Annotated in this window: 11 protein-coding genes; 10 read left to right on the forward strand and 1 reads right to left on the reverse strand. The window is 48.0% G+C overall.

All coding sequences use genetic code 11. The annotated features are described in order from the left end of the window. Positions 1-67: 67 nt before the first annotated feature. Positions 68-3,091 carry a bifunctional diguanylate cyclase/phosphodiesterase gene (locus ACFOEE_RS11000; protein ID WP_377124138.1) on the reverse strand — a complete coding sequence of 1,008 codons (3,024 nt, stop codon included), beginning with the start codon at positions 3,089-3,091 and terminating at the stop codon, positions 68-70. A gap of 438 nt (positions 3,092-3,529) precedes the next feature. On the opposite strand from ACFOEE_RS11000, the gene mraZ reads away from it, so the two are divergent. Genes mraZ through murG form a run of 10 tightly spaced genes read left to right on the forward strand, consistent with a single transcriptional unit; the run spans position 3,530 to position 14,650 of the window. Continuing rightward, the gene (gene mraZ / locus ACFOEE_RS11005; RefSeq protein WP_377124140.1) at positions 3,530-3,988 is read left to right on the forward strand and encodes a division/cell wall cluster transcriptional repressor MraZ; all 459 of its coding nucleotides are present in this window, start codon (positions 3,530-3,532) and stop codon (positions 3,986-3,988) included. A gap of 32 nt (positions 3,989-4,020) precedes the next feature. Further along, positions 4,021-4,956, forward strand: a complete 936-nt coding sequence (rsmH, locus tag ACFOEE_RS11010) for a 16S rRNA (cytosine(1402)-N(4))-methyltransferase RsmH (RefSeq protein WP_377124142.1) — start codon at positions 4,021-4,023, stop codon at positions 4,954-4,956. After that, complete coding sequence (gene ftsL, locus ACFOEE_RS11015; RefSeq protein ID WP_377124144.1) at positions 4,956-5,282, forward strand: cell division protein FtsL; 327 nt, start codon at positions 4,956-4,958, stop codon at positions 5,280-5,282. Before rsmH ends, ftsL begins: the two co-directional genes overlap by 1 nt. Then, positions 5,279-7,093, forward strand: coding sequence for a penicillin-binding transpeptidase domain-containing protein (locus ACFOEE_RS11020; RefSeq protein ID WP_377124146.1), 1,815 nt, complete (start codon positions 5,279-5,281; stop codon positions 7,091-7,093). The genes ftsL and ACFOEE_RS11020 overlap by 4 nt, the downstream gene beginning before the upstream one ends. Further along, positions 7,086-8,573: a UDP-N-acetylmuramoyl-L-alanyl-D-glutamate--2,6-diaminopimelate ligase gene (locus ACFOEE_RS11025; RefSeq protein WP_377124148.1), complete on the forward strand. Its 1,488-nt coding sequence runs from the start codon at positions 7,086-7,088 to the stop codon at positions 8,571-8,573. The genes ACFOEE_RS11020 and ACFOEE_RS11025 overlap by 8 nt, the downstream gene beginning before the upstream one ends. Continuing rightward, complete coding sequence (locus tag ACFOEE_RS11030; RefSeq protein ID WP_377124150.1) at positions 8,570-9,958, forward strand: UDP-N-acetylmuramoyl-tripeptide--D-alanyl-D-alanine ligase; 1,389 nt, start codon at positions 8,570-8,572, stop codon at positions 9,956-9,958. The genes ACFOEE_RS11025 and ACFOEE_RS11030 overlap by 4 nt, the downstream gene beginning before the upstream one ends. Beyond that, positions 9,952-11,034, forward strand: a complete 1,083-nt coding sequence (gene mraY, locus ACFOEE_RS11035) for a phospho-N-acetylmuramoyl-pentapeptide-transferase (RefSeq protein ID WP_377124152.1) — start codon at positions 9,952-9,954, stop codon at positions 11,032-11,034. The genes ACFOEE_RS11030 and mraY overlap by 7 nt, the downstream gene beginning before the upstream one ends. After that, the gene (gene murD, locus ACFOEE_RS11040) at positions 11,035-12,372 is read left to right on the forward strand and encodes a UDP-N-acetylmuramoyl-L-alanine--D-glutamate ligase (RefSeq protein ID WP_377124154.1); all 1,338 of its coding nucleotides are present in this window, start codon (positions 11,035-11,037) and stop codon (positions 12,370-12,372) included. Next, positions 12,369-13,598, forward strand: a complete 1,230-nt coding sequence (gene ftsW, locus ACFOEE_RS11045) for a cell division protein FtsW (RefSeq protein ID WP_377124156.1) — start codon at positions 12,369-12,371, stop codon at positions 13,596-13,598. Before murD ends, ftsW begins: the two co-directional genes overlap by 4 nt. After that, positions 13,595-14,650 carry an undecaprenyldiphospho-muramoylpentapeptide beta-N-acetylglucosaminyltransferase gene (gene murG, locus ACFOEE_RS11050; protein WP_377124158.1) on the forward strand — a complete coding sequence of 352 codons (1,056 nt, stop codon included), beginning with the start codon at positions 13,595-13,597 and terminating at the stop codon, positions 14,648-14,650. The genes ftsW and murG overlap by 4 nt, the downstream gene beginning before the upstream one ends. Positions 14,651-14,656: the final 6 nt, after the last annotated feature.

Here is a 14,656-nt window from a genome sequence, read left to right on the forward strand (position 1 = left end):
CCCTAGATAGAGCCGCTGACTTCGGTCGCGGCTTTTTTCATGCTGATTGCAGTGTTGCTTCTGTGCTCTAACTCAGTGTGTTCAGCAATTGCGAAAGTGGCATCGGCTTAGCATAGTAATAACCTTGCCCATAGTCACAACCCATAGCACTGAGCAGGGCGTCTTGCTGCGCACTCTCTATGCCTTCGGCAATCACTTTTAGTCCGAGCTGATGAGCCATGGCGATAATAGCCTCGCATAAAACTTGTGCTTCTCGTTCGGTGGCAAGGTTATCAACAAAGCGTTTATCGATTTTAATAAAGTCGCATTGCAGCTTCTGTAAATAAGCCAACGATGAATAGCCGGTGCCAAAATCATCAAGTGCTAATTGTAAGTCGGCACTGCGCAAGTCTTGCAAGCGTTGTTTGGTGAGAGCGCTGTCGCTCATCATTACCCCTTCGGTGATTTCAAGCACTATATCTTTAGGGGTTAAACCAGTTTTGATGAGATTGCGTTGCCATTCGCCGATGCGACTATGTGCGTTACTGAGCTGCACTGGCGAGACGTTGATGCTGAGCTGAAACTCAGAGTTCACTCGTTTTAATTCAGTGAGACTTTCCAGCGCAGTGGCAAAGATCCAGTCGCTTAACGGTAAGATCAGGCGAGTTTCTTCGGCAAGTGGAATAAACTCAGCTGGGCTAATCATGCCTGAACGGGGGTGTTGCCAACGAATTAAGCACTCTGCTTTAACAAACTGACGGCTGCTTAGGTTGATTATGGGTTGGTAAAGGAGATTAAATTCTTGGTTAGGTAACGCCGAGCGCAGTTGGCGCAATAAGCGCATCCGCAACATGGCCTGCTCGCGCATACTGTGACTAAACACTGCGATGGTGTTACGACCTTGCTGTTTGGCCTGATACATGGCTTGATCAGCTGCTTTTAGCAATTGTTCACTGTTTTTGCCATCCTCCGGCGCAAACGCGATACCAATACTGGCGCTGAGATGATGATATTCATTATCTATCAGCAGTGGTGTTTGGAATACGCGTTGTAAATGCTCGGCAAACTGCATTGCATCGAGTTTAGATTGGGCACTAAACACCACCACAAACTCATCACCGCCTATTCGCGACAGCAACATCCCGTCACTACAGCGCGCTTTGAGTAAAGCCGAAACCGACTTGAGCACTTGGTCGCCATGAAAATGGCCTAAAGTGTCATTAATGTCTTTAAAATGGTCAAGATCAAGCAGTAACACCGCCAGTGTCGCCTGATCATTGAGCTTACTCAGTTGCTGACGCAGTTGTTTTTTCAGCTCGGTACGGTTGGCTAAATCGGTCAGTAAGTCAAAGTGGGCTTGGCGCCAAATGACCTCATCTTGGCGCTTTTTCTCCGTAATATCGGTGAAGTTCGCCACGCGACGATAAGGTTCACCACGGTCATTATAGATGGTATTAATCGTGAGCCATTCGGTAAATAGTTCACCGTCTTTTTTACGGTTAATGATCTCACCTTGCCATTTACCTGAGTCGTTAAGCTTTTGCCACATTGCTTGATAAAACGCCGCATCGTGCTTGCCTGAGCTTAACATAGCGGTATTTTGCCCCAGTACTTCCTGGCGGCTAAAACCAGTTACCTGAGTAAAGGCGGGATTCACATCTAAGATATAACCATTGGCGTCGGTCACCGCCATGCCTTCACTGCTGTTTTCATAAACCAACGCTGCTAAGCGCATGGCTTCTTCTGATTGCTTACGACGACTAATGTCGCGAATAACCACAATTGCTTGGCGTTGCGACGACAAAGGTTGCAAGCGAAACTCGTAGATACGGGGGGAGGCATGTGGTTCAGTGGCCACTTCAAGTTGGCATTCAATCACGCTTTCTTGCCCATCATGAATACAACGTTGTAGCGGTTGGGCTAAACGAGTCACCACAGAGTGTGGTAACAGGGTCTCTAATTGTAGTGGTTGCGTGTCATCGAGGGTTGGGAAGAAATGGCCAAACTGCATACAAACATGATTATCGGCATCAATCCGTAAATAACTGTCAGGCAACGCACTGAGTAGTGCGACAAGTTCATCATGTTTGGCAGTCAACGCCATTTCTGCAGCAAGGCGAGTATTAGCCATGGCTAGGAAGGTGTCATGCACTTGCTTGAGCTCAGGGCTGTGCGGGGTATCGTGCTGAATAGCTAAGGTACCTTTGCCGAGCGAGTCGATGTTATATAGCAGTTGTTCCAAAGGCTTAAGTAGTAACGCGTGTAATTGATAGCGCGCCCATCCGGCAAGCCCAAGGAAAATCCCAAGCAGTAGTGCCGCCAGCCACAAGAAATGTCGCTCTACGGTGCTATACGCATTGTCAAACGGCACTGCAACCGTCAAGGTCAAGCTCTCATGTTGATTGGCGATTGCCAGAGCTTTACTGGTGAGTAAATAGCGTTTGTTATTGACGTTACGCAGTGTAAATGGCGCATCTTGTTGCTGTTGCCATTGTGGGTCGATGTATTGCCCAAGCGATGCCGCAACAAAAGGATAATGAGCAAGAATATGTTGATCGCGGTCAGTTACCCAGACTTTGCTGCCAAATGGCAATTTGGTTTTTGCAAGTTGGTGGCTCCAATGATTAAGGCTTTTTACCGCGACTAAGACATAAGCGACTTTGCCCGCTTGATACAACGGGGTAGCAAAATTTAAGGTCTTGGTGTGGACGCTACGGTCATGTTGAAATTGCCCAATGACAAAGCTTTGCCCAGATAACGCGGTTTGAAAATAGGGTCTGTCGGCAATATTAATGCCGCGTTCTGGCTCGCTCACGTTACACATAACTTCACCATTTGGCGCGACAATCCCGATATTGGCAAGCTGTGGATTAAGTGCCAAAGTAGTTTGCAGAAGCGGCTGACAACCCTGCTCAAAATCAAACAGCGCGGCTTGCTGGCCAACCTGTTTGAGTAATGAGCGCATATGATTCATATCGGCATGTTGTTGCAAGGCGATTTGCTCAGCAATCGCTATGGCTTGTTGTTGATATTGATTTAGAACCTGATTGCGGCCTTGCCATACACCAAAGGTAATTAATAGTACTGCAGGTAAACAGAGCAGGACAAACAAGCGATAAAAGCGCCACTTGAGCGTTGCAGAAATAATAGTCTAGCCTTTTGCGATGAACGAAACCGGGCGCGTATCATACAAAAGGCTAGGCTTTTTCGCTATGCTTTGTTGCCAAAATTACCACGCTGTAGTTCGTCTTTTGTTCTTAGCACTCAGCCATAATTCTGACAAATATCGTTCGGCTAAGTTGCAAGATTATTGTGATTTTTCTGTTATTGCATTGTGCGGTTTTTCTCATCACCACTTTTTCCCACCTTTTTCATAGACTTCGCTGGAAGCCTTATTTTTTCTGGCTTTCTGGGCAATTTTATCGGGGTGATTTTCTTGACAAAATAGGGTTGCAAGCCCTAGACTGTTCCACTGTGGTAAAAAGTGGTGTGAAGTGGATCAAGTTGGATCTTGGATGAGTAAAAAGGTGTTGGATTAGGTACGAAAAGCATGTTTCGCGGGGCAACGTCATTAAGCTTGGATGATAAAGGCAGGTTTGCGGTACCGACTAAGTATCGTCACACCCTTTTGTCTGAGCAGGATGGTACGGTGATCTGTACAGTCGCTTTAAACGAACCTTGTCTATGGTTGTATCCTCTTAGCGAATGGCTACTGATAGAAGCTAAGCTCGCAAAACTCTCCAGCATGAATCCTCGCGCTCGTCGTATGCAACGTTTGTTGTTAGGTCACGCCACTGAATACCAACTGGACCGAAATGGCCGTATTTTGCTTGCTCCGTCGCTACGTGCTCACGTTGGCTTAGGTAAAAAACTAATGCTGGTGGGGTTACTCAACAAGTTTGAGATTTGGGACGAAGAGACGTGGCTTGCGCAAATGCAACAGGACGTGGAACTGGAACGCAGCGGCGAATTTGACGCTGATCCAGACATTGACGCCATTTCGCTATGAAGACGAGATTTTTAAGGCACCTTTAACCACTCATGACTGCGCAATTTGAACATATTTCAGTGTTGATGGAAGAAACCATCGAGGCACTGGCGATTAAACCGGACGGTATTTACATCGACGGCACCTTTGGCCGTGGAGGTCATTCCGGACAGATCCTTGCGCGTTTGGGTGAACAAGGGCGCCTGCAAGCTATAGATCAAGACCCGCAAGCCATTGCCGCTGCACAAAAATATGCCGCTGATCCACGTTTTAATATTGCCCATAAACGTTTTTCTGCAATGCGGAGTGTTGCCGAGGAAGCGGGCATTTTAGGCCAAGTTGATGGCATTTTACTCGACATTGGGGTGTCTTCACCGCAGCTTGACGACGCGGCGCGCGGCTTTAGTTTTATGAAAGACGGCCCGCTTGATATGCGCATGAATCCAACTGCTGGGCGCAGTGCCGCTGAGTGGTTGGCTGAGGCGGATTTGGAAGAGATCACGCATGTCATCAAAGAATTTGGTGAAGAGAAATTTGGCCGCCGCATTGCGACTAAAATTATTGAAACGCGTGATGCCAACCCAATCACAACGACTAAGCAGCTCGCTGAATTAGTGGATTTAGCTGTACCGGTAAAAGATAAGTTTAAACACCCAGCGACACGTACTTTCCAAGCCATTCGTATTTATATCAACAGTGAACTGGAAGAAATTCAAACCGCTCTACGTGAAGCGCTCGATGTGCTTAAACCGGGTGGTCGTTTAGTGGTGATCTCTTTCCATTCTTTAGAAGACCGCATAGTTAAACAATTTATCAAGAAGCAAAGTAAGGGAGAGGCTTTACCAAGAGGCCTGCCGTTGACGGATGCGCAAATAAAACAACATCTCACCCTCTCGGCAGTCGGTAAAGCAATTAAACCAAGTGCGGCAGAGATCGCACAAAATCCACGGGCAAGAAGCTCGGTGTTAAGGGTGGCGCAGAAACTCTAATGAACCAAAAAGCGCAGTTGCGCCAACCCAATTTATTTTACGAGATTTTAAAGGGCTTGTTTTCGAACAAGTTCATCGCGTTTTTATTGGTGTTGATTTTTACCTCTAGCTTGGCCTTGGTGCAAATTACCCATTTCACCCGTCAACAACTGATTCAGCAGGACAAATTGCTGCAACAGCGTGATGAGCTTGATTTAGAGTGGCGTTACCTGCTCGTGGAAGAAGAGTTTTACTCACAACATGCGCGCATTGAAGAAGTTGCCACCACGCAACTGCAAATGAAGCGTCCGACCAGCAAAGACGAACAAGTGGTGGTGTTGCCATGATAGCGCCGAAAAAAACTGTCAATAAGCTTATCACTTGGCGTTTTGTGTTGGTGTGCTCCGTGTTGGTGATGGTGTTTATCACCTTGGTCGCACGCGCCGCTTACTTACAAGTTATTGAGCCGGACCGTGCGCGGGAAGAAAATGAAAAACGTACCGTACGGGTAGAAAAGCTTAAAGTTCAGCGCGGAATGATTTTTGACCGTAACGGCAACGAGCTGGCAGTCAGTGTGCCGGTGGTAAGTGTCTACGCTGACCCGTTGGCACTCGACAAGGCACTTACTAAAACCGTATTAAAACAGGCGAAAAAAGCCGGTGAAGACGTGGTTGCGCTGGAAAAAGACAGTACCGCACTCGCTGAGCGCAAACACATGTATTACCAAAATGACTTGCGCTGGCGTGAACTTGCTGACGTATTGCAGTTGGATAGCCAAGAAATTGATAGCCGTTTGCGTGCTGACCCAAGTCGCCGTTTTGTTTATTTAAAGCGTCAAGTCACGCCAGCGGTAGCGAATTATATCGACGACCTGTCTTTAGCTGGAATTCATCTGATTGACGAGTCAAAGCGTTACTATCCGAGTGGTGAAGTCACAGCGCATGTGCTTGGTTTTACCAATATCGACGGTCAAGGTATTGAAGGGATTGAAAAACTTTATGACAAAGCACTAACTGGTACGGAAGGGCGTCGTACTATCCGTAAGGATGCGCAAGGCCGTGAAATTCAAGTATTGGATGAGCAGCAGCGCGTTGAACCTGAAAATATCTACCTGAGTATTGATCAGCGCATTCAAGCGATTGCTTATCGTGCACTGAAATCTGCGGTGCTGTCATATCAGGCGACATCGGGTTCCGCTATGGTGGTGGATGTAAGTAGCGGCGAGATTTTAGCTATGGTCAACAGCCCCTCATTTAATCCTAACAATATGAGCGATGCGGCGCCGCATAAACGCCGTAACCGTGCTATTACCGATTTATTTGAACCTGGCTCCACTGTTAAGCCTCTGGCCATTTTGGCGGGGTTAGAGTACGGCGCTGTAAAGGCAACCGACACAGTCAATACCTATCCAGGCTGGATGCGCATTGGTGGCAGTTTGGTGCTAGATCCGCAAAATCGGGGCGAAATGACGCTACGTGACGTTCTTAAGTACTCCAGTAACATGGGCGTTGCTAAGATTAGCCAAATGGTGCCAAAGGATTATTTTGTTGAAGCTTATCAAAAAGTTGGATTTGGTGAAGAAACCGGCACCAATATGGTTGGGGAAAGCAGCGGGCTGTTTTATCCCAATCGACGTTGGTCTGACTTTGAAGTCGCAACCTTATCCTACGGCTACGCGGTTGGCGTTAGTACCGCGCAAATGGCACGTTTTTATTCGATTTTAGGCTCAGGTGGCATTAAACGACCCCTAACCATCATCAAACAAGATACCCCACCAGAAGGTGAGCGTATTTTCTCTGAAGACCATGTAAAAGCTGTGGTCGATATGATGGAAAGCGTATTTGAGAAAGGCGGTACAGCCCAAAAGCTGGCTGTTGATGGCTATCGTGCCGCGGGTAAAACCGGCACCTCGAAAAAAGCCGCAGCTGGTGGATATGGTGATGAATATGTTGGCTACTTTGCAGGGATAGCCCCAGTGAGCGATCCGCGCTTGGCCGTAGTGGTAATGATCAACGAGCCAGGTGGCGATGTGTATTACGGTGGGGCGACCTCAGGGCCTGCGTTTGCTGAAATCATGTCAAACGCGTTAAGACTTCTCAACGTTGCGCCAGATAAGGAGCGCGTAGCGTATTTAACAGGACGAGATAACGGTGCGTGATTTAAAAGCAGTACTTGCGCATTTTGCGATAGATATTTTACCAAGCCACAGCGAATTTCTGGTCGCTGACTTACGGCTGGACAGCCGTAGTGTTGTACAACATGATGTGTTTGTGGCTTTAGCTGGCCATCAAGTGCATGGCGCTGCATTTATTCAAACTGCACTAGCACAAGGTGCTGCCTGCGCTTTAGTTGATGCAGCGGTTAAACTCGACTTTACTGACGAGCGCGTTTTTGCCATTGCCGATCTGGAAGCTCGGATTGCAGAATTGGCGCATTACTTCTATCAATCGCCTAGCCAAACCATGCAACTTGTAGGGGTTACTGGCACCAATGGCAAATCAACCACCACCACTATGATTGCAAACTTGGCAACAGCTTGTGGTAAGCAAGGAGCGGTGATTGGCACGCTGGGTTTTGGTCAACCACACAAGCTAACAGCACTGGCTAATACTACCCCAGCACATGTCGATGTAGCGCGTATATTGGCACAATTGCAGGCTGATAATGTACAAGTGGTAGCGATGGAGGTGTCATCTCATGGTTTAGCACAAGGGCGTGTTGCGGGCTGTCAGTTCAAAGTGGGGGTATTTACCAATTTATCCCGTGACCATCTTGATTATCATGGTGATATGGCAAGCTATGCAGGGGCTAAACAGCAGTTGTTTACCCGCTATCAGCCGAGTGTTGCGGTGCTAAACGGCGATGATGAAGTGGCACAAACTTGGCTTAAAACGCCAGCAAGCCTTGCACCAAATTGTGTGGTGTACGGTCAAAAGCAAACCTCGTTAGCAGCCAATCTACGCTATGTGTGGATTGTGAACAGTCAATTCGATAAGCACGGTAGCCGTTGTCAGTTTAAGACCAGTTGGGGCGACTGTGACATTCATACGGCACTGTATGGCGAGTTTAATCTTTATAACTTAGCTGCCGCATTTGCGACTTTATTAAGTTTGGGTATTACTTTGCCAGCCCTCGCAAAAGCTGCACAAACACTTTCTCCAGTCGCTGGACGGATGCAGGCATTTTCAGCCATGCAACAGCCAACTTGTGTTGTTGATTACGCCCATACGCCAGACGCATTAGCGCAGGCGCTCAAAGCCTTGCAGCAACATGTGCCAGGTAAAGTCACTTGTGTATTTGGTTGTGGCGGCGATAGAGATAAAGGTAAACGTCCGCAAATGGCGGCAATTGCTGAGCAGTATGCTGATACTGTAGTGATCACCAGTGATAATCCCCGCAGCGAAGACCCTCAAGCCATTATTAACGATGTTTTAGCAGGTTTAAAACATCCAGAGCGCGCGTTTGTTGAAGCTGACCGAGGCGCGGCAATTCGTCTTGCCATTCAACATGCCGATGCCGACAGTGTGGTGTTAGTCGCAGGGAAAGGTCATGAAGACTACCAAATTATCGGTAACCAAGTTTTACCATTTTGCGATAGAAGCTGGGTGCAGCAGTTACTTGCGGAGGCAACGGCATGATAGCAATGGATTTTAACTGGATAGCTAAGGTATTACAGTGCGAAGTGCCAGAAGGTTCTGCGCCTGTGCTCAATATCAATACTGACACGCGTACGGTGAGCCACGGCGAAGTGTTTTTAGCCTTAAGTGGTGCCAATTTTGATGGCCATGCTTTTGTGGCAGACGCACACGCAAAAGGCGCGATAGCCGCGATTGTGAGTCGCAAAGTAGATGTCAATTTACCGCAATTTGTGGTTGCCGATACCCGCATTGCATTGGGTTTATTGGGCAAAGCCGTTATCGAACAAGTTAAGCCGAAAACCATCGCCATTACTGGCAGTGTGGGTAAAACCACAGTGAAAGAAATGTGCGCGGCGATTTTACGCCAAAAAGGCAAAACCCTAGCTACCAATGGCAACTTTAATAATGATATTGGTGTGCCGCTGACCCTACTGCGTTTGAGCGCCGATGATGAATATGCGGTGATTGAACTGGGTGCCAACCATATTGGTGAAATTGCCTATACCACCCAGTTGGTGTCACCAGATGTTGCCACTGTCTGTAACGTTGCACCAGCGCACATTGAAGGGTTTGGCTCGATTGATGGCGTTGGCCAAGCAAAAGGTGAAATCTTTACCGGTTTAAAAGCCAACGGCACGGCGCTCTTGAATGATGATTGCAGCTATGCCAACGATTGGCTGGCGCACCTTACATCCCAACAAGTACAACGTTTTGCCGCGCAAACTGAGCGAGATTATTGGCCATCAGAAATAAGCCTTGATGAAGTTGCGCGTGCCACTTTTACCCTTCATACGCCTCAAGGCGAAGCCCGTTTAAGCTTACCTTTGTCGGGGCGCCACAATGTGGTGAATGCCATCATCGCTGCCGGTTTGACTATGGCGGTTGGTGCTACGCTCAGTGAGGTAGTAAATGGCCTTACGCAAATGGGGGAAGTAAAAGGGCGCGTGAACTTAGTTAAAGTAAGCTCGCAGTTAACAGTCATTGATGACAGCTATAACGCCAATGTTAAATCGGTTAAAGCGGCCATAGATTTACTGGCAGATTTACCCACTAAGCAAGTTTTAGTGCTCGGTGATATGGGTGAACTTGGGCCAGATGCAAACACATACCATAGCGAAATTGGCGAGTACGCCAAAGCAGCTGGGCTGGATGCCTTATTTACCTTAGGTAAATTAACTGCCCATAGCAGTGCGGCGTTTGCCGCTGCGGGCGGACATTATTCTGAGCGAGAGGCGTTATTAGATGCCTTAAACGCTTATCTGGCAGAATTAACTCTGCCAGTGACGATTTTAGTGAAAGGATCACGCAGTGCGCGAATGGAACTTGTTGCGCAAGCTTTAATTTCACTGGGCCGACAAGGCAACAAGGGAGAAGTAACATGTTAGTGTGGTTGGCCGAGTATTTAACCCAGTTTTACAGCGGGTTTCACGTATTTTCCTATTTAACCTTTCGTGCCATCCTCGGCATCTTAACGGCATTAATGATCTCGTTATATTTTGGCCCGAAATTGATCCGTGCGTTACAGCGGATGCAAATTGGCCAAACAGTACGCAATGATGGCCCACAATCGCATTTTTCTAAGGCGGGCACCCCAACTATGGGTGGCATCCTCATTTTAGGTTCGATTTTTGTCAGCACTTTAATGTGGGGTGACTTAGAGAACAAATATGTTTGGGTCACGCTGTTTGTACTTGGTAGTTTAGGCATAGTGGGTTTTGTTGATGATTATCGCAAAGTCATTCGCAAAGATTCCAAAGGCTTAATCGCACGTTGGAAATACTTCTGGCAGTCCGTGATTGCATTGGCAACTGCTTCTTTTATGTATTTCAGCTCACATTCAGCCGCTGAAACTGTGCTAGTCGTGCCGTTTTTTAAAGAAGTCTTGCCACAACTGGGACTGTTTTACTTAGTCATGACTTATTTTGTGATTGTGGGCACTTCAAACGCGGTGAACCTAACTGATGGCTTGGATGGCTTAGCCATAGTGCCAACCATTTTAGTGGCTGGAGCCTTGGCGATTATTGCTTATGTCACGGGTAACGTGAATTTCTCCCACTATTTGAACTTGCCACACTTGCCGCTCGCCAGTGAGTTGGTAGTGGTCTGTACTGCGATTGTTGGTGCTGGCCTTGGCTTTCTATGGTTTAACACGTATCCAGCGCAAGTATTTATGGGCGATGTTGGCTCATTAGCGCTTGGTGGCGCGCTTGGCATTATTGCCGTGTTGGTTCGTCAAGAGTTGGTGCTACTGATCATGGGTGGGGTGTTTGTGATGGAAGCGTTGTCGGTTATTTTACAGGTCGGCTCATACAAGTTGCGCGGCCAACGCATTTTCCGCATGGCGCCGATTCACCACCATTATGAATTAAAAGGTTGGCCAGAGCCGCGCGTGATAGTGCGTTTTTGGATCATTTCATTAATTTTAGTGTTAGCTGGGCTTGCAACCCTGAAGTTGAGATAAATGAACTACTTAGAGTCATTAAAAGACAAAAATATCACGGTACTGGGGCTAGGTGTAACTGGCCTTGGCATCGTGCGTTTTTTACTGGCCCACGGCATAGTGCCAAAAGTGGTGGACAGTCGTACTGCACCGCCGGGTGCCGCTTGGTTGAGTCAGCAAGGCGTTGAAATAGAAGCTGTATTTGGCGATTTGGCCGAAGCTTGTTTACCGAATTGCGATATGTTGATCATCAGTCCTGGGATCCCCCTCTATGAGCCAAACGTTGCCAAAGCGATTGCGGCTGGCGTAGAAGTGATTGGTGATATTGAATTATTTGCTCGGCTTAACACCAAACCAGTAATTGCGGTAACGGGTTCAAACGGTAAATCGACAGTTGTATCGCTGGCAACTGCAGTGTTGAAGGCCGCAGGTTACAAAGTGGGCCTAGGTGGCAATATTGGCACCGCGGCACTCGATTTACTGGCGCTGGATGCCGACATTTATGTACTAGAGCTGTCGAGCTTTCAGCTTGAAACCACCACCAGTTTACGTTGCAAAAGTGCCATGATCTTAAATGTGACGGAAGATCACATGGACAGATACCCCGACTTTGCGGCGTATCGCGATGCGAAATTACGTATTTATCAACATGCTGAGCGCGTAGTGGTGAATGCTGACGATGCCAATACTTACTTTGCTTTGACTCCCGATCCACAGCAAGAGCAGGTCACAGTGTCTTTAACGCGCGGTGATTACTGTGTTGAAATTGCTGAAGGTAAAGCGCACTTTTCGGCACTCGGGCAAGTTTGCTTTGCAACCAATGAATTGGCGCTACTCGGCGGTCATAACCAGTTCAATGCGCTTGCAGTGATGGCATTGTTGGCGCCGTTTGCTGTGCCTGTGGGCGTATTTAAAGAAACTTTTGCGAGCTTTGTTGGGCTACCTCACCGTTGTCAGTTTGTCGCTGAAGTGAATGGTGTACGTTATATCAATGATTCAAAGGCGACCAATGTAGGTGCGGCGATTGCCGCTATCGAAAGTTTGGCAGACACACTTGGTAAGCTTGTGCTTATCGTGGGGGGGGATGCCAAAGGTGCCGATTTGGCACCGCTCGGTAAAGTGCTTAGACAACACTGTAAAGCGGTATTCAGTTTTGGCCAAGATGGCGCGCAGTTTTTAGCTTTGCACCCAGAAGCGCAGTTAGTTGCGAATTTGGATGAAGCGGTACAACGGGCACAGCAAATAGCAACGCCGGGTGACCAAGTGGTATTAGCCCCAGCTTGTGCCAGCATTGATATGTACAGCAACTATATGGCCCGAGGTGAACACTTCGTGCAGCTCGTGGAGGGCTTGGTATGAGTTTCTTCGCGCGCTTGAAGGAGTGGTGCTTTCCAAATCAGTCCAATAGCTTATATGACGTAGGTTTGCTCTACGCGATGCTGTGCCTCATCGGCATTGGGTTTGTGATGGTAACGAGTGCCTCGATGCCTGCTGGCGAGCGAATTTTTGACAATCCCTACCATTTTATTATCCGCCATGGCGCTTTTATCATGCTATCGAGCGTGCTGTTTATCATCACCACCTCCGTTCCCATGACTTGGTGGAAGCGCGCTAATCCATATTTGCTGCTTTTTGGCGTGTTACTGTTAATCGTTGTGTTAGTCATCGGCCGGGAAGTGAATGGTTCAAAACGTTGGATCCCAATTGGTCCAGTGGGTATTCAAGTTGCTGAATTAGCAAAATTGTTTTTCTTTAGTTATGTCGCTGGTTACTTAGTGCGTAAGCGTGAAGAAGTGCAGGAAAACCTCAAAGGCTTCGCCAAGCCGATGGCGGTATTTGCCGTTTATGCGTCGCTGATTTTATTGCAACCTGACTTAGGTACTGTGGTGGTGATGTTTGTGACCACAGTTGGGTTGCTATTTTTGGCTGGCGCGAAACTTTGGCAGTTTTTTGCTTTGATCTTAACCGGCGTAGGTATGGTGATTTTGCTTATCATCATCGAACCTTACCGGATGGCGCGGGTGGTGAGCTTTTGGGAGCCGTGGAATGACCCCTTTGGCAAAGGTTATCAGTTGGTGCAATCGCTGATGGCGTATAGCCAAGGCGGTTGGTTTGGTCAAGGGTTAGGTAACAGCATTCAAAAATTGCAATATCTGCCCGAGGCGCATAACGACTTTATCTTTGCCATTATCGCTGAAGAACTGGGTTTTGTTGGCGTGGTCAGCATTTTGTTATTGCTCGGTACTTTGGTGTTTCGCGCGTTGTTTATTGGTCAGCGAGCATTAAAGAATGGCCGTGAATATGAAGGGTATTTAGCACTGGGTATTGGTATTTGGTTTGCATTTCAAACCATGGTGAATATTGGCGCAAGCGCAGGGATTTTGCCAACTAAAGGCCTGACTTTGCCGTTTGTATCTCAAGGTGGCTCAAGTTTTATGGTGATGACAGTAGCGGCTGCTGTGCTATTTAGAATTGATTTTGAAACTAAGATGGCCAATCGTCAGGCGATTTCGCGTGGTTCATCTGGCCGTGCGGCTAGCCGTAATTCGGCTAGTCAGCCCAAATTGCAAGGAGCGGCACGATGAGTAAACGTTTATTGGTCGTCGCCGGTGGTACAGGCGGGCATATTTTCCCCGGTATTGCGGTGGCAGAAGAGCTTAAAGCGCGCGGCTGGCAAGTGTCTTGGATTGGCACAGCAGATCGCATGGAAGCTGAAGTGGTGCCAAAACACGGAATTGAAATTGATTTCATCCAAGTTAAAGGGGTGCGAGGCAACGGGATAAAGCGTTTGCTTGGGGCGCCTTGGATGGTTATTAAGGCAGTACGTGCCGCGATGGCGGTCATCAAACAGCGCCGCCCAGATGTGATCTTAGCCATGGGTGGGTATGTTACTGGACCGGTTGGCGTGGCGGCAAAATTATGTGGCGTGCCCTTGGTCATTCATGAACAAAATGCCATTGCAGGAATGAGTAACCGCTACCTTGCCAAATTGGCAAACCGCGTGTTAGCTGCCTTCCCTGGTGCGTTTAGTAATGCCGAGGTAGTGGGCAATCCGGTACGTGCCAGCGTCGCGGCAATCACCGCGAAAGCGCCTGCACAACCACTGCATGTGTTAATTGTCGGTGGTTCATTAGGCGCAGAGGTTTTCAACGAGGTACTGCCGCCAGTGCTAGCGGAGCTGAACCAAGAAGTGGCTATTGCGGTCCGTCATCAAACGGGTAAAGGCCATTGTGGCAAAGTGCAGTCGGCTTATCAGGCGGTGGCCATGAGCAATGCGCAGGTCGATGAATTTATTCATGATATGGATGCCGCTTATGCTTGGGCGGATCTCGTTATTTGCCGTGCAGGGGCGCTGACGGTAAGTGAAATTGCCGCAGCTGGGAAAATGGCGTTATTTGTCCCGTATCCACATGCGGTGGACGACCATCAAACAGCAAATGCGCGCTTTTTGGTCGAAGGTAAAGCGGCACATTTATTGGCGCAAAAAGACTTTAACCGCGAACAAATTATGGCAATATTACGCCCTTATATCAGCGACCCAGCACAGATTGGTCCATTAGCAACCGCAGCTAAAGCGCTGGCAACCATCAATGCCAGCACGCGTGTTGCTGATGTATGTGAAGAATTAACCGTATAGCTTGCG

Source organism: Pseudoalteromonas fenneropenaei (assembly GCF_042643375.1).
Lineage (GTDB): Bacteria > Pseudomonadota > Gammaproteobacteria > Enterobacterales > Alteromonadaceae > Pseudoalteromonas > Pseudoalteromonas fenneropenaei.

What these genes read in the sequence shown, in the direction of transcription:
- mraZ (WP_377124140.1), top strand. Translation starts at nt 3,530, where the DNA reads ATGTTTCGCGGGGCAACGTCATTAAGCTTGGATGATAAAGGCAGGTTT.
- rsmH (WP_377124142.1), top strand. Translation starts at nt 4,021, where the DNA reads ATGACTGCGCAATTTGAACATATTTCAGTGTTGATGGAAGAAACCATC.
- ftsL (WP_377124144.1), top strand. Translation starts at nt 4,956, where the DNA reads ATGAACCAAAAAGCGCAGTTGCGCCAACCCAATTTATTTTACGAGATT.
- ACFOEE_RS11020 (WP_377124146.1), top strand. Translation starts at nt 5,279, where the DNA reads ATGATAGCGCCGAAAAAAACTGTCAATAAGCTTATCACTTGGCGTTTT.
- ACFOEE_RS11030 (WP_377124150.1), top strand. Translation starts at nt 8,570, where the DNA reads ATGATAGCAATGGATTTTAACTGGATAGCTAAGGTATTACAGTGCGAA.
- mraY (WP_377124152.1), top strand. Translation starts at nt 9,952, where the DNA reads ATGTTAGTGTGGTTGGCCGAGTATTTAACCCAGTTTTACAGCGGGTTT.
- murD (WP_377124154.1), top strand. Translation starts at nt 11,035, where the DNA reads ATGAACTACTTAGAGTCATTAAAAGACAAAAATATCACGGTACTGGGG.
- ftsW (WP_377124156.1), top strand. Translation starts at nt 12,369, where the DNA reads ATGAGTTTCTTCGCGCGCTTGAAGGAGTGGTGCTTTCCAAATCAGTCC.
- murG (WP_377124158.1), top strand. Translation starts at nt 13,595, where the DNA reads ATGAGTAAACGTTTATTGGTCGTCGCCGGTGGTACAGGCGGGCATATT.